This is a genomic window from Pseudomonas sp. BIGb0558 (assembly GCF_024807515.1).
In the GTDB taxonomy this organism is placed as follows: domain Bacteria; phylum Pseudomonadota; class Gammaproteobacteria; order Pseudomonadales; family Pseudomonadaceae; genus Aquipseudomonas; species Aquipseudomonas yamanorum_A.
The window spans coordinates 1-21849 of record NZ_JANUEW010000057.1 but is presented as its reverse complement, the minus strand read 5'-3'; the positions used below and the strand labels follow the sequence as shown (position 1 = coordinate 21849).

Here is a 21849-nt window from a genome sequence, read left to right as displayed (position 1 = left end):
TCTCAAGGTTCCTGCCGACGGTTGAGGGCCAATACCTGGGCCGGCAACAGACGTACCGCGTCACCGCTGTGCAGCAGGTGCGCGCCGAGGGCGACCACCACTTGGCCCGGGCTTACGCCGCTGTTCAGCAGGGCATCCTCCTGGCCGAGGCTGGCGACGTTGACCGGGGCGAAGCTGACCTTGTCATCGGTGCCGATCACCCACACACCGGTGCCTTTGCCGGCATCCTGCAAGGCGCCGATGGGCACGCGGGTCTGTTGCGCCTGGCCATCTCCTTGCAGGCGCACGGTGATGGTCGAGCCGAGGGCGAAGCGGTCGACGGGGCCGTGCAATACGTAGCGCGCACGATAGGTGCGGGTGGTCGGGTCGGCGCTGGCGGACAGTTCGCGCAACGTGGCGGTCACCGCCTGTTCAGGCGCATAGAAGGGGAACGCCAAGGCTTTTTGCGAGGCCTGGTCGCGCTGGTTTTCCGGCAGGTTGACGATGGCTTCCCGGGCGCCGTCGTGGGCCAGGCGCGCCACCACTTGCCCCTCGGCCACTACTTGGCCGCGGTCCACCCGCACGTCGGTGATGATGCCGTCGCTGTCGGCCCTGAGCACCGAGTAAGTGCGGCGGTTTTCGATCTGGCTGGCGTCGGATTGCGCGGAGGCCAGTTCAGCTTCGGCCACCCGCAGGTTGGTGGCGGACTGGTCGAAAATCTGCCGCGACACCGCGCCGGTATTGGCCAGGCGCTGGTAGCGGGCTTCGTCATCCCTGCGTTGACGCAGTTGCGCCTGGGCCGCGATGACGCGGTTCTTCGCCGAGCGCAGGGCCAGTTCGAAGTCGCCGATATCCAGTACCAGCAAGGTGTCGCCACGGCTGACATGCTGGCCCGGATCCACCTTGCGCTCGATCACCTTGCCGCTGACGCGGAAGCCCAGATCACTTTCAGTGCGCGCGGCCACCACGCCGGTGTAGGCGCTTTGCTGGCTGCCTGCGGCTTCGACCTTGGCCGCCAACACGGGGCGGGGCAGGGGCGCTTCGGCAACGGGGTCGGCCTGGCTGTTGCAGCCGCTGAGTATGGCCAGCAAGGCCAGGGGCGTGAGAAGACGCAGGGGGAGAGGGTTCATGTCGGGCTCCGTGGGGGCGGGGTGAAAATTACGGTCGTAATATTTAACGCCATATTATGGTTGAAATATAAAATAATCCAGCCCCCGGGCAGGCGTTCCACTGGTGGGACGATCAGGGCCGGTTTTGCCGGCTAGCGCAAGATTGATAACGGATTTAAGGTGTATCCATTACTGGAGACACATATGAAAAAGATCATCGGCATCTACACCAGCCCGCGCGGTCATTGGGTCGGCGACGGCTTTCCGGTTCGTACGCTGTTTTCCTACGACACCATGGGCAAGCAGATCAGCCCGTTCCTGTTGCTGGATCACGCAGGTCCCGCGGCCTTTACCCCGACCGAACAGCGTCGCGGCGTGGGCCAGCACCCCCATCGCGGCTTTGAGACCGTGACCATCGTCTACAAGGGCGAAGTCGAGCACCGGGATTCCACCGGTGCCGGCGGCACCATTGGCCCGGGCGATGTGCAATGGATGACGGCGGCCAGGGGCATCATTCACGAGGAGTTTCACTCCGAAGCGTTCGCCCGCAGTGGCGGCGCCCTGGAAATGGTCCAGTTGTGGGTCAACCTGCCGGCCAAGGACAAAATGACCGACGCCGGTTACCAGACCATCCTCGACGGTGATATCCCCACGCTGCCCCTGGCCGGCAACGCGGGCAGCCTGCGCCTGATCGCCGGTGAGTTCGACGGGGTCAAGGGCCCGGCGCGTACCTTCACGGCGATCGATGTGTGGGACATGCGCCTCAACGCCGGCAGCCAAGTGACGCTGGACCTGCACGCCGGGCGCAACACTGCGCTGGTGGTATTGCGCGGCTCGGTGCGGATCAACGACACCGACGTGGCGCGGGAAGGGCAGTTGGCGCTGTTTGAGCGCGATGGCACGCAACTGCGCCTGGAGTCCAGCGACGACGCCATGGTGTTGCTGCTCAGCGGCGAACCGATTGACGAACCGATCGTCGGCCACGGCCCGTTCGTGATGAACACCGAGCAGGAAATCCACCAGGCGTTTGCCGACTATCAGTCCGGTCAATTCGGGCAGATGCAGCGCTAGCCGGTTTTCACACAACCCTGTGGGAGCTGGCTTGCCTGCGATAGCATCACCTCTGTGTAACTGAATGACCGAGGTGCTGCTATCGCAGGCAAGCCAGCTCCCACATTTTGTTTGCGGCGTTCTCATTTCATGCGATCTTCATGGCATTCGCCCTGGAGTCGCCTGGATGCCCTCATTTATCTCCGATCACCCGATGTTCTGCGCCCTGGCGCTGGTGCTGATCGACATCGCCGTGTGGCGCCTGATCTCTGCCGATTTTGGCAATTGGAAGCTGGTGGCGCGCGTGGTGATCTTCGCGGTGTTCAGCGCCGTGTTGTTCAACGAAGGCATGAACCCGATGCAGGTCGCGCCGTATGGCGACAATGTGGCGCTGCACCTGGCGGCCACGGCGTTCCAGATCGGCTGGTGGCTGTTTGCGGCGCGCACCCTCACGGTATTGCTCGGCGCGGTGATGATGCAGCGGGTCGGCCACACCGGGCGGCTGTTGCAGGACCTGGTGGGTGCGGTGATCTTCCTGATCGCGATCATCGCGGCCATGGCCTACGTGCTCGACCTGCCGGTCAAGGGCGTGCTGGCCACCTCCGGTGCGGTGGCGATCATCGTCGGCCTGGCGTTGCAAAGCACCTTGAGCGATGTGTTTTCCGGCATTGTCCTCAACACTACCAAGCCCTACCAACTGGATGACTGGATCTCTATCGACGGCACTGAAGGCCGGGTGATCGATATCGACTGGCGTGCCACCCAGCTGCAAACCTCCCAGGGCAGCCTGGCGGTGGTGCCCAATTCATTGGCGGCCAAGGCCAAGATCATCAACTTCTCGCGCCCGGCGGATATGTTTGGCTTGTCGGTCAGCCTGCAAGTCAGTCCCCATGCGCGGCCGCAAACCGTGCTGGATGCGCTGGAGCGGGCGATGCAGGGGTGTCGGCCGCTGCTGGCGAAGCCGGCGCCGAGTGTGGCGTTCAAGACGTCGGCCAGTGGTGGCGTGGAGTATGAGATCAGTGGGTTTGTGCCGGCGATGACGCTCAAGCGTGAGGTGCGTAATCAGCTTTATGATTTGGCGTTCCGGCATTTGCAGGCGGCCGGGGTGAGTTTGTTGTCGGCGGCCGAGAGCAATGCGCCGGTGGCGGTGTCGCGGGCGCGGGCGCTGTTGGAGAGTTCTTCGATTTTCTCGACGTTGCGTCAGGATGAGAAGGAGACGTTCAGCCAGAACATGACGCTGCAAACCTTCCGTGCCGGGGAGATGATTTTGCCGGCCGGGGAGGTGAGTGATCATTTGTTTATCATCGAATCGGGGGTGATTTCGGTGATGTTGACCAAGGCCGGGCACAAGTTTGAAGCCGGACGGATGGGGCCGGGGGAGGTGATTGGCGAGGCGGGGATTCTGTCGGAGCAGGGCGTGCCGGCGGACTTTTCGGCGAAGACGTTTTGCACGTTGTACCGGATTGAGAAGGAGTATCTGAAGCCTTGTTTGGATGCTCGGCATGACATCAGCGAGGCGATGAAGAGTTTGTTGGATTTCCGCTTGCATGCGGCTCAGAGTTTGACGCAGGAGGCGCCGGTGGTGCCGGTCAAGAAGGGGTTCATGCAGTGGCTGCGAAGTCGGGCTTGATCCAGCAGGACCGAGCCCGACGTGACATTACACGGGGGCCAGCGGCGTGAGAGGTGCCTTGGAGATTGTCGGGTTTTCGGGCGGCGGGGCGGCAGTCGAAGCGATGGACGGTTTCGCGCTGCCCTGGACCTCGGTCCGTTCGCCAAAGGTCTTTTGGACGGCAGGGGTGAATACGTCGCCATTTTTTTTCACCGGTTCATCCCGCGTGGCAGCTTGCGGTTTCTCCTCGAGGGTTGCCTCAAGCGCCTTGGTCGCTCCATAGGCGGCACCTCCGCTCACCGCGCCCAAGCCAATGGCTTTCAAAATCGGTATCGCAATACTGCCCAAAAGCCCCAAGATAGCGCCCATAAGTCTTTCCTCTCATTCAGTTTTTCCATCGCGGTCTCATGCCCGCTCGTTCCTCTGTGTCAAAAACAATCCCCGCAGTTCCAACTCCCTCTTGCACCGGCCCCATTTCCTTGCTAGTTTCTCGCAAAATGTTAACGATAACATTTGCTCTAAAAATAAAAACAAAACAGAGATCTCAACCATGAAAATGCTTCCGAAAACCCTGTGTTTGTTGGCTTTAGGCATCAATCTCGGCACCGTCGGCCTGGCGTACGCCGACACCAAACCCGCGCCCATCCGCATCGGCGCGTCCTTCCAGGAAATCAACAACCCATACTTCGTCACCATGAAAGACGCCTTGCAGGAAGCCGGGGCGACCATCGGTGCGCAGTTGATCATCACCGACGCCCGCCACGACGTGTCCAAGCAGGTCAGCGACGTCGAAGACATGCTGCAAAAGGGCATCGACATCCTGCTGATCAACCCCACCGACTCCGTTGGCGTACAGTCCGCCGTCAAGTCCGCCCACGCCGCCGGCGTAGTGGTGGTCGCAGTCGACGCCCAGGCCGAAGGCCCGCTGGACTCCTTCGTCGGTTCGAAAAACTTCGACGCCGGCTTCCAGGCCTGTGAATACCTGGCCAAGAACATCGGCGACAAAGGCAATATCGCGATCCTCGACGGCATCGCCGTGGTGCCGATCCTGGAACGCGTGCGCGGTTGCAAAGAGGCCGTGGCCAAGCACCCGGACATCAAGATCGTGAGCATCCAGAACGGCAAGCAGGAGCGTGACCAGGCGCTGACCGTCACCGAAAACATGCTGCAGGCCCAGCCCACCCTCAAGGGTATTTTCAGCGTCAACGACAACGGCTCCCTCGGTGCGCTCTCGGCCATCGAAGCCAGCGGCCTGGACGTCAAACTGGTGAGCGTCGACGGCGCGCCGGAAGCAATCAAGGCGATCCAGAAGCCCGGCAGCAAATTCATCGCTACTTCCGCGCAATACCCGCGGGACCAGATTCGCCTGGCCCTGGGCATCGCCCTGGCCAAGAAGTGGGGCTCGCAAGTGCCGGCCACGATCCCGGTGGACATCACCCTGATCGACCAGGCCAAGGCCAAGGATTTCAGCTGGTAAACCGCCCAGGCCCCACGCCAGGCGTGGGGCACAGGTCATCCATCTGAATGCGAGGTCGGCGGTATGAGCAGTCTTCTGAAGCTGGAAAATATCTGTAAGCGCTACCCGGGGGTGCAAGCCCTCAAGGCGATCAACCTGGAAGTGCAGCGCGGCGAAATTCATGCCTTGCTCGGGGAAAATGGCGCGGGCAAATCAACCCTGATGAAGATCCTGGGCGGGGTGGAGCATCAGGACGAAGGGCAGATCCTGATCGACGGCCAGGCCCGGCAGTTCGCGACTTATCGTGATGCGATTGCCGCCGGCATCGGCATTGTGTTCCAGGAATTCAGCCTGATTCCCTACCTCACGGCGGTGGAAAATATCTTCCTCGGCCATGAGCTGAGCAACCGTTTTGGCCTGTTGCGCAAGCGCGAGATGGTCGAGGCGAGCGAGGCGTTGTTCAAGCGCCTTGGCGTGAGCATCGACCTGCAATGCGCGGTCAAGCACCTGAGCGTGGCCGAGCAGCAGTTTGTCGAGATCGCCAAGGCCCTGGCCCTGGATGCGCGGCTGCTGGTGCTCGACGAACCCACCGCCACCCTTACGCCGAGTGAAGCCGAGCTGCTGTTCGAGATCATGCGCGAACTCAAGCGCCAGGGCGTGGCGGTGATTTTTATCTCCCACCACCTGGAAGAGATTTTCCAGGTGTGCGACCGCATCAGCGTGCTGCGCGACGGCGGCAATGTGGGCGTCACCGATGTGGCCGACAGTGATATCGACCGCCTGGTGGAAATGATGGTGGGGCGCCGCCTGGAATGCAGTTTTCCGCCCAAGCCCACGAGCGAACGCGGTCCGCTGTTGCTGGAGGTCAAGGACATCCAACTGGTGCGCAACGGCCCCCACAACCACTTTGAATTGCACAAGGGCGAGATTCTCGGGTTCGCCGGCCTGGTGGGTTCCGGGCGCACTGAATTGGCCCTGGGCATGATGGGCGCGCTGCCGTCGGTGAGCAAAGAGGTGTGGCTGCGGGGTGAAAAAATCACCCTCGACGACCCGGCCCAGGCCTTGGCCCACGGCATCGGCCTGCTGCCGGAAAGCCGCAAGAGCGAAGGCCTGATCACCGATTTCAGCATTCGCGAAAACATCTCCCTCAACAACCTGCCCAAATACCAGAACGCCAGCGGCCTGATCGACAAGGACAAGGAGTGCGCCAGCGTCGAAGCCCTGATGCGCCAGCTGTCGATCAAGGCCCCCAGCGGCGAGAGCCGGGTGTTCAACCTCAGCGGCGGCAACCAGCAGAAAGTCGTGATTGCCCGCTGGATCAACCATCACTGCGACGTGCTGGTGTTCGACGAACCCACCCGTGGCATCGACGTCGGCGCCAAGGCGCAGATCTACGCACTGATGCGCAGCCTCACCGAACAAGGCTACGCAATCATCATGATTTCCTCGGAGCTGCCCGAAGTCATCGGCATGTGCGACCGCGTCGCCGTGTTCCACAAGGGCGCCATCGTAAAAGTACTGGAAGCGTCTGCCGTCAATCCTCAAGAGGTCATGCGCCATGCAACAGGGGGCTCAAGTGAATATGTCCATTAATGCCGTGACGCCTGGCCGGCTGCGCCTGAACCTGGCGCGGTTGATTCGCTCGCCGGCGTTTTATCCCTTTGTGGGGCTGGTGGTGGTGACGTTGGTGATGATCTTCGCCAGCGACAATTTCCTCACCGCCAGCAACCTGTCGAACATCGCGCGCCAGGTGTCGATCAACGCGATTATCGCGGTGGGCATGACCTGCGTGATTCTCACCGGCGGCATCGACTTGTCGGTGGGCCCGGTGATGGCCTTGTCCGGCACCTTGACCGCCGGCCTGATGGTGGCGGGCTTGCCGCCGGGCCTGGCGATCGGTGCCGGGATGCTGATCGGCGTGGCCTTCGGCATCGGCAACGGGTTGTTCGTTGCCTACCTGCACATGCCGCCGATCATCGTGACCCTGGCGACCATGGGCATCGCCCGCGGGTTCGGCCTGATGTACACCGACGGCTACCCGATTTCCGGGCTGCCGGAGTGGTTCGGGTTCTTTGGCCGCGAAAGCCTGTTCGGCATTTCGGTGCCGATCCTGATCATGCTGGTGACGTATCTGGCGGCCTATGTGCTGCTGCAACACACGCGCATCGGCCGCTATATCTACGCGATTGGCGGCAACGAGGAAGCGGTGCGCCTGTCCGGTGTGCGGGCGGCGCGCTTCAAGTTACTGGTGTATGGCATCAGCGGGTTCACCGCCGCGATTGCCGGGCTGGTGCTGACCTCACGCTTGATGAGCGGCCAGCCGAATGCCGGGGTGTCGTTCGAACTCGACGCGATTGCCGCCGTGGTCCTGGGCGGCGCCTCGATTGCCGGCGGGCGCGGGGTGATTGTCGGCACCTTGCTCGGCGCCATGCTGTTGGGGGTGTTGAACAACGGCTTGAACATGCTCGGGGTCTCGCCCTACGTCCAGAGCGTGATCAAGGGCGGGATCATTCTGCTGGCGATCTTCATCAGCCGTCAGCGCCACAAGTAAACCGATTATCTCCACGCGGCCATGGCGGCCGCGATGGGTTCTCTCATGCTCAAGAAAGGTCCGCACATCATGGAAAAGCACAACGAAATGCAAGCCGTCGTCTGCCACGGCCCGAAAGACTACCGCCTGGAACGCATCAGCAAACCCCAGGCGCGGGTCAATGAACTGGTGATTCGTATCGCCGCCTGCGGCATCTGCGCCAGTGACTGCAAATGCCACTCGGGCGCGGCGATGTTCTGGGGCGGCGACAACCCGTGGGTCAAGGCACCGGTGGTGCCGGGGCACGAGTTTTTCGGCTACGTGGTGGAAGCGGGCGAGGGCGCCGAGGAGCATTTTGACGTGAAGGTCGGCGACAAGGTGATCGCCGAGCAGATCGTGCCGTGTGGCAAGTGCCGCTTCTGCAAGTCCGGCAAGTACTGGATGTGCGAGGTGCACAACATCTTCGGCTTCCAGCGTGAAGTCGCCGAAGGCGGCATGGCCCAGTACATGCGCATTCCCAAGACGGCCATCGTGCACAAGATTCCGGAGTCGGTGTCCCTGGAAGACTCGGCGCTGATCGAGCCGATGTCCTGTGCGATTCACACCGTCAACCGCGGTGAGATCCAGCTGGATGACGTGCTGGTGATCGCCGGTGCCGGCACCCTGGGCCTGTGCATGGTGCAGGTGGCGGCGCTGAAGACGCCGAAGAAGCTGGTGGTGATCGACATGGTGGACGAGCGCCTGGAACTGGCGAAAAAGTTCGGTGCCGACGTGGTGATCAATCCGTCCCGGGACAACGCCCGGGAGATCATCAACGGCCTGACCGACAACTACGGCTGCGACGTGTACATCGAAACCACCGGCGTGCCGGCGGGCGTCACCCAGGGCCTGGAGTTGATCCGCAAGCTGGGGCGTTTCGTCGAGTTCAGCGTGTTTGGCGCCGAGACCAGCGCCGACTGGTCGATCATCGGTGACCGCAAGGAGCTGGACGTGCGCGGCGCGCACCTGGGGCCGTATTGCTACCCGGTGGCCATCGACCTGTTCGAGCGCGGCCTGCTGACGTCCAAGGGCATCGTGACCCATGACTTCGGGCTGGACAGCTGGGCCGAGGCCTTTGAGCTGGCCAACTCGACCAAGTCGATCAAGGTGCTGCTGAAGCCGGTGGTCTGAGATGAACTACGTGATGGGTGTGGACATCGGCACGCAAAGCACCAAGGCGCTGCTGGTGGACGCTGACGGTACGATCATCGCCCAGCACAGCCAGGGGTATCGCGTGGATACCCCGAAAGTGCGCTGGGCCGAGCAGTGGCCGCAGGTCTGGCTGGATGCGGTGGAGGCGTGCGTCGCCCAGTGCATGGCCAAGGCTGGCGTGGCGAAAGAGCAGGTCAAGGCGCTGTGCATCAGCAGCCTGTACGGCGGCTCGGGGATTGCCGTGGACGCCCGGATGACGCCGCTGCACCCGTGCCTGATCTGGATGGACCGGCGCGCGGGCGAGCAGGTGGAGTGGGTGCGCGAGCATGTGGACCTGGAGCGGCTGTTTGCGGTCACCGGCAACTCGGTGGACAGCTACTACGGCTTCACCAAGATGCTCTGGCTCAAGCAGCACCAGCCGCAGGTGTGGGCCAACACCCGCTACCTGCTGCCGCCCAACAGCTACATCAACTGGTGCCTGAGCGGCGAGTTGGCGGTGGATCACAGCAGCGCCGGCAATATCGGCGGCGTCTACGATGTGGCGCAGCGGGGCTGGTCGGCCGAGATGCTGGCGGCGCTGGAGATTCCCCTGGCGATGATGCCGGAGCGCCTGCTGTATTCCGGTGAGGTGGTCGGCGGCTTGCTGGAGGCCTGGGCACCGCGCCTGGGATTGCAGGCAGGTACGCCGATCCTGGCCGGGGGCGTGGATGCGGCCATGGCGACATTGGCCGCCGGGGTGACCCGGCCGGGCAACCATGTGGCGATGATCGGCACCAGCATGTGCTGGGGTTATCTCAATCAGCAGGTGGATGCGCGGCATGGCCTGGTGAGCATGCCCCATGTCTATAACGGCCACCGCGACCTGTACATATTCGGGGGGGCGATCACGGCCGGGGCGTCGGTGAGCTGGTTCCGCGAACAGTTCTGCCAGGCCGAAGAGCAGCAGGCGAAGGACACGGGCCAGGACAGCCTGTGGCTGCTGGAGCAGAGCGCCGCGAAGATCCCGGCGGGCAGTGAAGGGCTGTTGTTCCTGCCGTACCTCATGGGCGAACGCAGCCCGGTGTGGGATGACCGGGCCAGCGGCAGCTTTGTCGGCTTGAACCTGTATCACAGCCGTATCCACCTGTACCGCGCGGTGCTTGAAGGGGTGAGTTTTGCCCTGCGGCACAACATCGAGGCGGGGACTCGTGGGGCACATTCCCTAGATCCACGCCTGATTGTGGTGGGCGGGGCGAGCCATTCGGATTTGTGGATGCAGATTATTGCGGACATCACCCATTACCCGGTCTACACCATTGTGCAAGAGGTGGAGGCGGCGTCGGGCGCGGCGTTGCTGGCGGCCCATGCGGTGGGGTTGGTGGATGACCGGGAGATGGAGAAGGGCTGGGTGCAGCTGGAGCTGCGGGCGGAGCCGGAGGCGGGGAATGTCGGGGTGTATGACCGGGCGTTTGCCAGTTATCTGGCGCTGTATCCGGCCTTGAAACCGGTGATGCACAGCTTGCAAAACGCTTAAGCGAGCACCGATTAAAAATGTGGGAGCTGGCTTGTCTGCGATGGCGGTGCATCAGTTTCAAATGGGCTAAATGACCCACCGCTATCGCAGGCAAGCCAGCTCCCACATTGGATCTTCATTGTCTTTTGGAATAGTTGCCATGAACGCTATTTTTGACTTCTCCGAGCAGCGCATCCTCGTCACCGGCGCCAGCAGCGGCATCGGCCGGGAAATTGCTCTCCAACTGATCGCCAGCGGTGCCGAGGTTTTCGCCCTGGGCCGCGACGCCCAGGCCCTGGCCCAACTCGGCTGCGAAACCTTGTGCCTGGACATCGCCAACAGCGCCGCCCTGGACCTGGCCCTGCAAGGCCTGCCGCCGATGCACGGCCTGGTCAACTGCGCCGGCATCTCTCGCCTGGAACCCGCCGCCGCCATCAGCGCCGAAGCCTTCGACCAGGTGATGAACGTCAACGCCCGCGCTGCGGCCCAGGTCGCCAGCCGTATCGCTGCTGCGATGATTGAAGCCAGGATTGCCGGCAGCATCGTCAACGTGTCCAGCCAGGCTTCACTGGTGGCGCTGGACGATCACCTCGGCTACTGCGCCTCCAAGGCCGCGCTGGACGCCATCACCCGGGTGCAATGCGCCGAATGGGGCCGTTTCGGGATTCGCGTCAACAGCGTCAACCCCACCGTCACCCTCACGCCCATGGCGCAAATGGCCTGGTCGGCGCCCGCCAAGCGCGACCCGGCATTGGCGGCGATTCCCCTGGGGCGGTTTGCAGAAACGGCGGAGGTGGCGTTACCGGTGCTGTTCCTGCTGAGCGACGCCGCCAGCATGATCAGCGGCGTCAGCCTGCCGATCGACGGTGGCTACACCAGCCGCTAGCCGTTCTCCAGCTTGCCGGCGATCACCACCTTGTCCCGCGGCTTGTGCGGGTCTTCGAGGCGGTCCAGCAGCAGCCGCACCGCGCTGCTGCCGGCCAGCGATGCATCGTGGGCCACGCAGGCAATCGGCACGCCGAAGATATCGGCGAAGGGCAGGCGGTCGATGCCGCAGATGGTCAAGCTGTCGTGGGGGATGTTGTGCATGCGCAACGCACGCAGCGCGCCGAGGGTGATCAACTGGTTGAAGCCCATGATCGCGTCCGGCGCCGAGTGCTCGGCCAGGTAGTCGAGGGTGTGCAGGTAGGAGGGCATCAGCGTGTAGTCGCCGGCGCACACTTCGACGTGCACTTGCGGGTGTTCGGCCAGCACTTCTTTGAGGCCCTTGAGGCGTTCCATGGTGATGCGCGAATGCTCGGGCCCGGTCAGCACCAGCAGGCGCTTGAGATTCGGGGTTTGCCGCACCAGGTACTGCGCCGCCTCGATGCCGCTGTGGTAGTTGTCCAGCACCACGCGGCTGAACGGGCTGTCGTGGATCGTGCGGTCGAGCAGCACCACCGGGGTCTTGCCGTTGCCCAGGCGCTCCAGGTAGTCCGGCTGGTAGCTGGGCTCGTCGGAGACCGGCGACAAAATGATCCCCGCCACGCGGTAGCCCAGCAGGGTGTCGACGGCCTTGCTTTCCAGTTCTTCCAGCTCGTCGGTGTCCACCAGCATGATGGTGTAGCCGTGCTTTTTCGCCTCGCGGGAAATCGCCTTGATCATTTCGCTGTAGAAGGGGTTGTCGACGGAGGCGGTGATCACGCCGATGATCAGGCTTTCGCTGCGCTTGAGCCCGCGGGCGAAGGCGTTGGGCACATAGTCCAGCTCCCGCGCCACCTCGAGAATCCGCGCCAGGGTGGCGGGCTTCACCAGGTCAGGTTTGCTCAGCGCCCGGGACACCGTGATGGTGGTCATGTTGACCCGTTTGGCGATGTCGCTGATGGTGACGGACTTTTTCTTGTTCATCGGCAGGGGGCAACCAGGAGAAAACAGTAGGAGGCTAACATGTGTGCCGGATCAAATCACCGGATCCCAGCGCTGCGACCAATCCTTTTCCGCCTCCACCACCGCCCGAAGCAACCCCAGCGCCTGCTGCAAAACCGCCGAATCGCGCTCCCGGGAATATACCAGGTACGTCGGGAAGCTGAACTCCGGCGCCTTGGGCACCCGCTGCATCACGCCACTGTCCAGGTAGCTCTGCACCACCCGCGTGCGGAAATAGCCGGCGCCGCCATGCTCCAGGATGTACTGCAACGCCAGCGGCCCGAGGTTGAAACTCAGGGCGGCGCGGGCCTTGTCCGGCAGGGCTGCGTCATGTTGCTGGCGAAAGCCCTGGCCCCAGTCGATGTATACGTAGGGCTCGGGCCGGGCGGCCAGTTGCACCAGGATCAACTTTTCTTCCAGCACCTGCTCCACCTGCAACCCCGGCCAGTACTGCGGCTGGAACACCAATGCGGCGTCCAGCACACCGAGTTCCAGTTGGCGCAGCAGGTATTCGCCTTCGCGAATCTCGGTGCGCAAGGCATGGCCGGGAATGTGTTCGCGCAAGGCCTTGGCCCAGCCGAGCATCAACGGATTGCACAGGCTGACTTCGCCGCCGATGTGCAGCACGTTGCGGTAGCCGTCGGGCAGTGGCAGGTCGCGGCGGGCGGCTTCCCAGGTCTGGACCAGCTGGTTGGCGTAGACCACGAAGGCCTCGCCGTCCGGGGTCAGGCGGGCACCGGCGCGGTTGCGTACGAACAGGGTGCTGTTGAGCTGGCTCTCGAGGTTTTTGACCCGGGCGGTGATTGCCGTCTGGGTGACGTGCAGCTTCTCGGCCGCCGCAGCGAGGCTGCCGCAGCGGGTGATTTCGAGGAAGGTGCGTGCCAGTTCGATGTCCATGAAACCCCCGGGAGTGAATGGGGGACATTGTAGAGCGATGCAGGAGCGGAGTGCGATCAAATGTGGGAGCTGGCTTGCCTGCGATGGCGGTCGCTCAGCTCGCCCATGTGGCACTGATACACCGCTATCGCAGGCAAGCCAGCTCCCACAGTGATCGTATTTCAGGTTGGGGTTTTGGGTGTTTGCAGATGCTCGGTCGGGAAAGCCTTGGCATACGCCTGGCAAACCCTCAGTACCTGATGATCAGCAAACCGCGCGCCCACCACATGCAACCCCACCGGCAACCCGTTCGCCGCCAACCCGCACGGCACCGACGCCGCCGGTTGCTGGGTCAGGTTGAAGGGATAGGTAAACGGCGTCCACTCCATCCATTCCCCAAGGCCCGAACCCGGCGGCACGTTGTGCCCGGCCTCGAATGCGGTGATCGGCATCATCGGCGAAACCAGCACATCGTAATGCTCATGGAACGCCGCCATGCGCGCCACCAGGGCGGCCCGGGCTTCCAGCGCGGCGCTGTAGTCGCTGAGGCTGATCTGCTCGCCCAGTTGCGCAATGCGCAGCAACCCCGGGTCCATCAGTTGCCGCTGGGCATCGCTCAACGGCCCGGCCAGGCGCGCCGCACCGGCAAACCACAGGGTATTGAACACCTCCAGCGGATCGCTGAACCCCGGATCAATCTGTTCAACCTGGGCCCCCAACTGCACCAGGCCTTCGACCGCCCGGGCGACGACTTTGGCCACTTGCGGGTCCACATCCACGTAGCCAAATGCGGGACTATAAGCGACGCGAAGGCCCTTCAAATCAGCCCCGGCGTGCAACCATGGCGTGGTCCGTGGCGCGCCGATCAAACCGTCCCGCGCATCCGGCTGGGCGATGGTTTGCAGCATCAGCACCGAGTCTTCCACGGTGCGGGTCATCGGCCCCAGGTGCGACAGAATGGTCATCGAACTGGCCGGCCATTGCGGCACATAACCGAAGGTCGGCTTGATGCCGAAGGTGCCGGTGAACGCGCAGGGAATCCGGATCGAGCCGCCGGCATCGCTGCCCTGGTGCAGCACGCCCAGGTTCAAGGCCGCCGCCGCGCCGGCACCGCCGGACGAACCGCCCGCCGTCATGCGGGTGTCCCACGGGTTACGGGTAATCCCATACAGCGGATTATCCGTGACGCCTTTCCAGCCGAATTCCGGTGTGGTGGTCTTGCCCAGCAGCACCGCGCCGGCCTTGCGCATAAAGGCCGAGAAGGGCGCATCCACATCCCACCGGCCTTCAGCAGATGTGGTGCGCGAGCCTTTGCGCGTCGGCATGCCGATGGTCTGCGTCAGGTCCTTGATCGATGACGGCACCCCGTCCAGCGCTCCGCACGGCTGGCCCTTGAGCCAGCGCTGTTCCGAATCCCGGGCCGCCTTCAAGGCGCCTTCCGGGTCGACGTGGCAGTAGGCGTTGACCGCGGGGTTATAGCGTTCGATGCGCAGCAGGGCGTCTTCGGTGACTTCCACCGGCGACAGGCTTTTATCCCGGTAGTGAGCCAGCAGTTCAACGGCTGTCAGGTTGGCGATATCCGTCATGCCGCTTTACCTCCTTGCGCCGCGTTGACCATGGCCCGCAGCAGCACTGCGCAGCCCGCCGCCAGGTCATCCGGTGCGGCGTTTTCGATTTCGTTGTGGCTGATGCCACCTTCGCATGGCACAAAAATCATCCCGGCCGGGCCCAGTTCGGCGACGAAGATCGCGTCATGCCCGGCGCCGCTGACGATGTCCATATGGCTCAGGCCCAGGGCGCTTGCACCGTCGCGCACCGCGTTGACGCAGGCGGGGTTGAAGTCCAGCGGCGGGAAGTCGGCGGTGGGGGTCAACTCAAAGCTCAGGCCGTGTTGCTCGGCGGTGGTTTCGATCACCTGGCGTACTTCATCGACCATGGCCTGCAGCTTGTCGGCGTGCAGGTGGCGCAGGTCGATGGTCATGTGCACCTGGCCGGGAATCACGTTGCGCGAGCCGGGGTGCAAGCTCAGGCAGCCGACAGTGCCGCAGGCGTGGGGTTGTTGTTCGTGGGCGATGCGGTTCACTGCGCTGACCACTTGCGCGGCGCCCACCAGGGCATCCTTGCGCAGGCGCATCGGCGTGGGGCCGGCGTGAGCTTCGACGCCGGTGAGGGTCAGGTCGAACCACTTCTGGCCCAGGCAGCCCATGACCACGCCAATGGTGGTGGCCTGGTCTTCCAGCACCGGGCCTTGTTCGATATGCGCCTCGAAATACGCGCCTACCGGGTGGCCCAGTACCGCACGGGAACCTGCATAGCCGATGCGCTGCAATTCGGCGCCCACCGACAGGCCTTGCTCATCCTGCTTGTCGAGGGTCTCCTGCAAGTCGAACTTACCGGCGAACACTCCGGAACCCATCATGCACGGCGGGAAACGCGAGCCTTCTTCGTTGGTCCACACCACCACTTCGATGGGTGCTTCAGTCTCTATATTCAAATCGTTGAGGGTGCGGATCACTTCCAGTCCGGCCATCACGCCATAGCAGCCATCGAACTTGCCGCCGGTAGGCTGGGTGTCGATATGGCTGCCGGTCATCACCGGCGCCAGTGCCGGATTGCGCCCGGCGCGGCGGGCAAAGATATTGCCGATGGCGTCGACGCTGACGCTGCACCCGGCAGCCTCGCACCATTGCACAAACAGGTCGCGGGCCTGGCGGTCGAGGTCGGTGAGGGCCAGGCGGCACACGCCGCCCTTGGGCGTGGCGCCGAGGCGGGCGAGGTCCATCAGCGATTGCCACAGGCGTTCGCGGTTGATCAGCGGGGCATTGCTCTGGAGCGGTTGCGCAAAACTATTCATCAGCAGTCTCCGGTCAGGCACTCAGGGCCAGGTAACGGTTCTTGATCGTCGGGTCGGCGCGGAAGGCTTCGGCACTGCCTTCGTACACCACGCGGCCCTGTTCGAGGACGTAATGACGGTCGGCGAGCTTGTCGCAGACCATCAGGTTCTGTTCCACCAGCAGCACCGGCAGGCCGTCTTCCTTGACCTTGCGCAGGATCTTCACCAGCTCGTCGACGATCACCGGCGCTAGGCCTTCGGTAGGCTCATCAAGGATCAGCAGCTTGGGATCGTTGAGCAGGGCGCGGGCGATGGCGAGCATCTGTTGCTCACCGCCCGACAGCGCGTGGCCGGCGTTTTTGCGGCGCTCCTTGAGGCGCGGGAACATGCCGTACACGTCTTCCATCTGCCAGCGGCTGGTCTTGCGCACCGCGATGCGCAGGTTTTCCTCGACGGTGAGCAGGCGGAAGATCCCGCGGTTCTCCGGCACCAGCGCCAGGCCCTGGCGCGCGATTTCGAAGATTTTCTGCCCCACCAGCGGCTGGCCGTTGAAGTGAATCTGGCCCTGGCGCGGGCAGATGATCCCGAGGATGCTGCGCAAGGTCGTGGTCTTGCCGGCGCCGTTGCGGCCCAGCAGGGTCACCAGTTCGCCGGGGTTGACGGTCAGGGACACGCCTTCAAGGACGTGGCTCTTGTCGTAGTAGGAATGGATATTGTCGACGGTCAGCATCAGGCGGCTTCTCCCAAATAGGCGGTGCGCACGCGCTCGTCGGCGCGCACGAATTCCGGTGTGCCTTCCACCAGGATCTGGCCGTGGCTCATCACGGTGATGCGTTGGCTGATGGACATGACGATGCTCATGTTGTGCTCGATCAACAGCACCGTGTGGTCGCGGCCGAGGTCGCTGATCAGTTGGGTCATGATCGGAATGTCGTCGATGCCCATGCCCGAGGTCGGCTCGTCGAGCATCAGCAGCTTGGGTTTGGAACAGATCGACATACCGACTTCCAGCACCCGCTGCTGGCCGTGGGACAGCTCGCCGGCCAGGGTGTCGGCGCGGGCGGTGAGTTGCAGGCGTTCCAGTACCTGGTCGGCCATCTCCAGGTGTTCGCGCTTGCTGTCGACCCGGCGCCAGAAGTTCAGGGCGCGGGCGCCATCACGACCCTGGGCGGCCAGGCGCAGGTTCTCGCGCACGCTGAGGTTCTGGAACAGGCTGGTGAGCTGGAACGAACGGGCCATGCCCAGGCCGACGCGACCGTGGGCCGGCTTGCGCATCAGGTTCTTGCCGTCGAAATGAATCGCCCCGGCGGTGGCCTGGCGCTCGCCGGTCAGGCAGTGGAACAGGCTGGTCTTACCTGCGCCGTTGGGGCCGATGATGGTGTGGATGGTGCCGGCTTGCACCTTGAGATTGACGCCGTTCACCGCGTGGAACGCACCGTAGGCCAGTTCCAGGTTCTTGGTTTCCAGCAGGATGCTCATGACAGCTTCTCCTTGGTCACAACGTCGGCCTTGCGGCTGCCGCGCACACGTTCGAACAGCGTCGACAACCCGCCCCACAACCCGCCGCGCATGAAGATCACCACCAGGATCAGAATCACCCCCAGCAGCATCAGCCAGCGCGGCCACAGGTCGGAGAGGAAGTCCCCCAGCAGCACGATGGAACCGGCGCCCAGCAAGGAGCCGAACAGCGAGCCGGTACCGCCGACGATGGTCATGATCAGGATGTTCTCGGACATCGCCAGGTCGATATTCGACAGCGGCACAAAGTGCAGCAGCATCGCGTACAGCGCCCCGGCGATCCCGGTGACGGCGCCGGACAACACGAACACCAGGATCTTGAAGTGACGGGTGTCGTAGCCGATGGCCGAGGCCCGGGTTTCGTTTTCGCGGATCGCCATCAGCGTGCTGCCGAACGGCGAGGCGATCACCCGGCGCGCACCGATGAAGATCAGCAGGAACAGCACCGCGACAAATCCATAGAACGTGCGGGCATCGGTAAGGGACAACAGCACCGTGTCACCGATGCGGATTTCTGGGCGCGGCACGCTGAGCAGGCCGTTGTCGCCGCCGGTCCAGTCGCTCAGTGTATAGGCGACGAAGTAGGCCATCTGGCTGAAGGCCAGGGTCAGCATCACGAAGTAAATGCCGGTGCGGCGGATCGCCAGGGCACCCACCAGAAATGCCAGGAAACCACCGGCGACGGCGGCGCCCAGCAGTGCGCTGAACAGGCCGAGTTGCAGATGAATCATCAACAACGCCGCGCAGTAGGCGCCGGCCCCGAAGAAGATGCCTTGGCCGAATGACAGCAGCCCGGTGTAACCCAGCAACAGGTTGCAGGCGAGGGCGGCCATGGCAAAGATCAGGATCTCGGTGGCCAGGGTCGCCGAGGGCAGAATCAACGGCAGGCCGATCAATACCGCCAGCACCAACAGCAGCATGTAGCGCGACTGGGTCTTGGCGAACGGCAGGGGATTTTTCTCGCTCATGTCAGGCTCTCCCGAACAGGCCGTAAGGACGCACCAGGATCACCACGGCCATCGCACCGTAGATCATCAGGCTCGCGCCCTGGGGCCAGAGTGTGGTCATCAGGCTTTGCACCACGCCGACCAGCAGGCCGCCGACCAGTGCACCGCTGAAGGAACCCATGCCACCGATCACCACCACCACGAAGGCCACACCGAGGATTTCCGGACCGACAAAGGGTTGGGCACCGCGCAACGGGGCGAACAGCACACCGGCGACGCCGGCCAGGGCCACGCCGAGGGCAAAGGTCATGGAGAACAGGCGAAAGATGTTGGTGCCCAGCAGGGACACGGTTTCAGTGCTTTCACTGCCGGCCCGCACCAGGGCACCGAAGCGCGTGCGCTCCAGCAGCAGCCACAGGCCGAGGCCGACGAGGCCGGAGAACACGATCAGGAACAGGCGGTAGTAGGGGTAGACGAAATCACCCACCACCAGCACCCCGCGCAGCAACTCCGGCACGGCGACGCTTTTGCCCACCGGGCCCCAGATCATCACGCTGGCTTCCTGGATGATCAGGGCGATCCCCAGGGTCACCAGGATCTGGAACATGTGCGGCAAGTGATAAATCCGCTGGATCAATAATCGCTCGATCACCCAGGCCAGCGCGGCCACCACCAGCGGCGCGATCAGCAGTGCCAGCCAGAAACTGCCGGTGAGGCTGACGGCGGTGTAGCAGATGTAGGCACCCAGCAGGAAGAACGCACCGTGGGCGAAATTGACGAAGTTCAGCAGGCCGAAAATGATCGTCAAGCCGACCGCGATCAGGAAGTAGATCATCCCAAGGCCCAGGCCGTTGAGAATCTGGAACAGGTAAAGATTAAGCATGCAGGAACCCTCGGCAGGCGGCCGCGTGAGCGGCCCTGCGCAGTGTCACCAGTAGATTTTCAGCGGATCAGCCGAGCACGCAGCCCGTGGCTTCCACCGGCGGGAACGACTGGCCGGAGCTGAGCACCTTGGCCAGGTCGTCCTTGTCGGCCATATCGCCGGCGGCCTTGCCCACCAGCAGGTAGTAATCCTTGATCACCTGATGGTCGCCGGCGCGGATCGATTCCTTGCCGGTGGGGCCTTCGTAGCTCAGGCCCTGCATGGCCTTGGCCACGGTCGGCCCGTCGAAGCTGCCGGTGGAGATGATGGTTTCGAGCATGACCTTGGTGCTGATGTAGTCGGCGGCCAGCGGGTAGGTGGGGTTGATGCCGTACTTGGCCTTGGTCAGTTTCACCAGGTCGCGGTTGAGCGGGGTGTCGACCTGATGCCAATACTGCGCGCCGAGGTACACGCCTTCCAGCACATCGCTGCCCAGCTCCTGGAACTGATCGAGGCCGGCGGACCACACCAGCAGCACTTTCATGCGCTCCTTGATGCCGAAGTTCACCGCCTGGCGCAGGGTGTTGGACGACTGGCTGCCGAAGTTCAGCAGCACCAGTACATCGGGTTTGGCGGCGATGGCATTGGTCAGGTAGCCGGAAAATTCCTGTTCCTGCAGGGAGTGGTAGCTGTTGCCGGCGTGCTCCAGGCCATGTTCGGCCAGCACCGATTTGGCGCCCTCTAGCAAGGCTTCGCCGAACACGTATTGCGGAGTGATGGTGTACCAGCGCTTCGCGTCGGGCAGCAATTTGATCAGCGGCACGAGGGTTTCGCGGATCGCGCCATAGGTGGGGACTGACCAGCGGAAGGTGGCGCTGTTGCAGTCCTTGCCGGTGACTTCATCGGCGCCCACCGGGGTCATGAACACGCCGCCGGCCTTGCTCACTTCCTTGGCGACGGCGAGTGCCGAAGACGACAAGGTGCAGCCCTGGAAGAAGCGTGCGCCGTCCTGCTGGATCGCTTCCTGGACCTTGCGCACGGCTTTGCCGGCGTTGCCTTCGGTGTCGATCACCTTGTAGACCAGCGGGCGACCGAGCACCTCGGGGTGTTGTTCCACCGCGAGGCGTGAACCCATGTCGGCAAATTTGCCATAGCTGGCAAAAGCGCCAGACATGGACTTGAGGCCGTAAAAGGTAAAGGGCTCGGCGGCGAATGCCGAGCGCACACCCAGCGGAAGGCTGAGGGCGGCTGCGGCGGTGAGACTGGCTTTCAACAACGTACGACGCTGCATGGGGTGACTCCCTGGATTAGTTATTGGCAGGAGTGGCAATGGCGATACGGTGGGGCACGGCCTGTGGGCAGGCCTTTTATTTGGATTTTTGGGGGGCTCAGTGGTTGTGATCGAACTCCAGTAGAAAGTGTGGGCTGACTTCACCTTCCAGTGCGGTCATGTGGTGTTCGGCGTCGCACATGTGTTCGTGCATCAGACTGCGCACGCTGGCTTCGTCTTCGGCGCGGAAGGCGATCAGCAGTTGCTTGTGGTAGTCGAGGTTGGCGGCGTCGAATTGTTTGCGCTTGGGTTTGTAGGCTTTTTTCAGGACGACCAGGTCGCGCAACAAGTCGTTGAGGAATTGCGCCATGAAGCTCAGCAGCGGGTTGGGGCAGGCCTTGGCCAGCAGGTTGTGGAATTCCAGTTCGGCGATGCGTTGTTCGCGTTGGCCGGCTTCGCTGTCTTCGGGTGCGCTGCAAAAATCTACATTGTCCTGGAGGGCGCGGTAGTCGTCTTCGCTCAGGCGGCCCAGCACGGAGACGGCGAGTTCGACTTCGATGACTTTGCGCAGTTGGTAGACCTGTTCGCCGTCCAGGTGCTGGAAGTGCAGGTAGTTGCGCAGCGCGCGGCTGGCGGGTTCGGTGCCGGCCTGGTTGAGGTAGGCGCCGCCGCTGGGGCCGGTGCGGGTGTTGACCAGGCCTTCGACTTCCAGGGCCTTGAGGGCTTCGCGGGCGGAGCCTTTGGAGCACTGGAAGCTTTCCATCAGCTCGCGTTCGGTGGGCAAGCGGTCGCCGGGTTTGAGGGCATCGGTGACGATGGAGCGCTTGACCGACTCGACGATCACGTCGGAGAGCTTCTGGCGTTTGCGGCGCAACGGGCGGCTTAGCATGGCGGTTGATTGATCCTATTAATGCGCATTAATAGTACTTAATAGGGGTTTGGGGTGGGGCGTCAACGGAGGGGGTCGTTTTTGGTTTGGATGGGTCGTAAATGGGGTGGGTGTGTATATCCGTTATTTAGGTGATGGCTGGTATTGGTTCCGCTCTTACAGCGGCTCACTTTGAAAAGCGCAAAAGTAAGCAAAACGCTCTTGCCCCACCACTCGGCACCTCGCTAGGGCTCGGTGTGCCAGCGTGGTTTAACGGGGCGCCTAAGATCAAGATCAAAAGCAGATCAAGTGCACAGCGGCCTACAGGCCGGCTTGAGTGTGGTGAAGCAAAGG

The 21849-nt window shown here is 63.2% G+C and carries 20 protein-coding genes; 8 read left to right on the top strand and 12 right to left on the bottom strand.

Translation table 11 applies throughout. The features are described from left to right. Positions 1–2 precede the first annotated feature (2 nt). The gene (locus M2400_RS31575; RefSeq protein ID WP_259197596.1) at positions 3–1109 is read right to left on the bottom strand and encodes an efflux RND transporter periplasmic adaptor subunit; all 1107 of its coding nucleotides are present in this window, start codon (positions 1107–1109) and stop codon (positions 3–5) included. Between the two features lie 183 nt (positions 1110–1292). Here M2400_RS31575 and M2400_RS31570 point away from each other — a divergent pair, with 183 nt between their 5' ends. Beyond that, positions 1293–2159, top strand: coding sequence for a pirin family protein (locus M2400_RS31570; RefSeq protein ID WP_177045829.1), 867 nt, complete (start codon positions 1293–1295; stop codon positions 2157–2159). Between the two features lie 166 nt (positions 2160–2325). After that, entirely contained in the window at positions 2326–3768 is a 1443-nt protein-coding gene (locus tag M2400_RS31565) for a mechanosensitive ion channel domain-containing protein (RefSeq protein WP_177045830.1), read from the top strand. Positions 3769–3795: 27 nt separating this feature from the next. Here M2400_RS31565 and M2400_RS31560 read toward each other — a convergent pair whose 3' ends face one another. After that, on the bottom strand, positions 3796–4116 hold the full coding sequence (locus M2400_RS31560) for a hypothetical protein (RefSeq protein WP_177045832.1): 321 nt from the start codon (positions 4114–4116) through the stop codon (positions 3796–3798). Positions 4117–4297: 181 nt separating this feature from the next. On the opposite strand from M2400_RS31560, the gene M2400_RS31555 reads away from it, so the two are divergent. From M2400_RS31555 to M2400_RS31530, 6 genes are all read left to right on the top strand, one after another. Beyond that, a complete protein-coding gene (locus M2400_RS31555) occupies positions 4298–5224 on the top strand; it encodes a substrate-binding domain-containing protein (protein ID WP_177079633.1) in 927 nt (308 codons plus the stop codon). Positions 5225–5287: 63 nt separating this feature from the next. Beyond that, positions 5288–6796 carry a sugar ABC transporter ATP-binding protein gene (locus tag M2400_RS31550; protein ID WP_259197595.1) on the top strand — a complete coding sequence of 503 codons (1509 nt, stop codon included), beginning with the start codon at positions 5288–5290 and terminating at the stop codon, positions 6794–6796. Continuing rightward, positions 6762–7754: an ABC transporter permease gene (locus tag M2400_RS31545; RefSeq protein WP_177045837.1), complete on the top strand. Its 993-nt coding sequence runs from the start codon at positions 6762–6764 to the stop codon at positions 7752–7754. Before M2400_RS31550 ends, M2400_RS31545 begins: the two co-directional genes overlap by 35 nt. Positions 7755–7823: 69 nt before the next feature. After that, positions 7824–8903, top strand: coding sequence for an alcohol dehydrogenase catalytic domain-containing protein (locus M2400_RS31540; RefSeq protein ID WP_177045839.1), 1080 nt, complete (start codon positions 7824–7826; stop codon positions 8901–8903). Position 8904: 1 nt separating this feature from the next. Further along, on the top strand, positions 8905–10437 hold the full coding sequence (locus tag M2400_RS31535) for an FGGY-family carbohydrate kinase (protein ID WP_259197594.1): 1533 nt from the start codon (positions 8905–8907) through the stop codon (positions 10435–10437). A 139-nt stretch (positions 10438–10576) separates the two neighbouring features. Next, positions 10577–11302 (top strand): SDR family oxidoreductase, encoded by a 726-nt coding sequence (locus M2400_RS31530; RefSeq protein WP_259197593.1) that lies wholly within the window; start codon positions 10577–10579, stop codon positions 11300–11302. On the opposite strand, the gene M2400_RS31525 is transcribed toward M2400_RS31530, so the two are convergent. The 10 genes from M2400_RS31525 to M2400_RS31480 form a co-directional block, all read right to left on the bottom strand. Next, positions 11299–12303 carry a LacI family DNA-binding transcriptional regulator gene (locus M2400_RS31525; RefSeq protein WP_003215765.1) on the bottom strand — a complete coding sequence of 335 codons (1005 nt, stop codon included), beginning with the start codon at positions 12301–12303 and terminating at the stop codon, positions 11299–11301. The two genes, M2400_RS31530 and M2400_RS31525, sit on opposite strands and share 4 nt — an antisense overlap. A gap of 51 nt (positions 12304–12354) precedes the next feature. Beyond that, positions 12355–13218 carry a LysR family transcriptional regulator gene (locus M2400_RS31520; protein ID WP_177079637.1) on the bottom strand — a complete coding sequence of 288 codons (864 nt, stop codon included), beginning with the start codon at positions 13216–13218 and terminating at the stop codon, positions 12355–12357. A 161-nt stretch (positions 13219–13379) separates the two neighbouring features. Further along, positions 13380–14783 (bottom strand): amidase, encoded by a 1404-nt coding sequence (locus M2400_RS31515; protein WP_259197592.1) that lies wholly within the window; start codon positions 14781–14783, stop codon positions 13380–13382. Beyond that, complete coding sequence (locus M2400_RS31510; RefSeq protein WP_259197591.1) at positions 14780–16051, bottom strand: Zn-dependent hydrolase; 1272 nt, start codon at positions 16049–16051, stop codon at positions 14780–14782. Before M2400_RS31510 ends, M2400_RS31515 begins: the two co-directional genes overlap by 4 nt. A gap of 13 nt (positions 16052–16064) precedes the next feature. Continuing rightward, complete coding sequence (locus M2400_RS31505; RefSeq protein ID WP_008430585.1) at positions 16065–16760, bottom strand: ABC transporter ATP-binding protein; 696 nt, start codon at positions 16758–16760, stop codon at positions 16065–16067. Continuing rightward, entirely contained in the window at positions 16760–17509 is a 750-nt protein-coding gene (locus tag M2400_RS31500; protein WP_010175101.1) for an ABC transporter ATP-binding protein, read from the bottom strand. The genes M2400_RS31505 and M2400_RS31500 overlap by 1 nt, the downstream gene beginning before the upstream one ends. Then, on the bottom strand, positions 17506–18516 hold the full coding sequence (locus M2400_RS31495; RefSeq protein ID WP_259197590.1) for a branched-chain amino acid ABC transporter permease: 1011 nt from the start codon (positions 18514–18516) through the stop codon (positions 17506–17508). Before M2400_RS31495 ends, M2400_RS31500 begins: the two co-directional genes overlap by 4 nt. Position 18517: 1 nt before the next feature. Beyond that, positions 18518–19378, bottom strand: coding sequence for a branched-chain amino acid ABC transporter permease (locus M2400_RS31490; RefSeq protein ID WP_003215751.1), 861 nt, complete (start codon positions 19376–19378; stop codon positions 18518–18520). Between the two features lie 67 nt (positions 19379–19445). After that, positions 19446–20648 carry an ABC transporter substrate-binding protein gene (locus tag M2400_RS31485; protein WP_177045855.1) on the bottom strand — a complete coding sequence of 401 codons (1203 nt, stop codon included), beginning with the start codon at positions 20646–20648 and terminating at the stop codon, positions 19446–19448. A gap of 97 nt (positions 20649–20745) precedes the next feature. Then, positions 20746–21516: a FadR/GntR family transcriptional regulator gene (locus M2400_RS31480; RefSeq protein WP_177045857.1), complete on the bottom strand. Its 771-nt coding sequence runs from the start codon at positions 21514–21516 to the stop codon at positions 20746–20748. Positions 21517–21849: the final 333 nt, after the last annotated feature.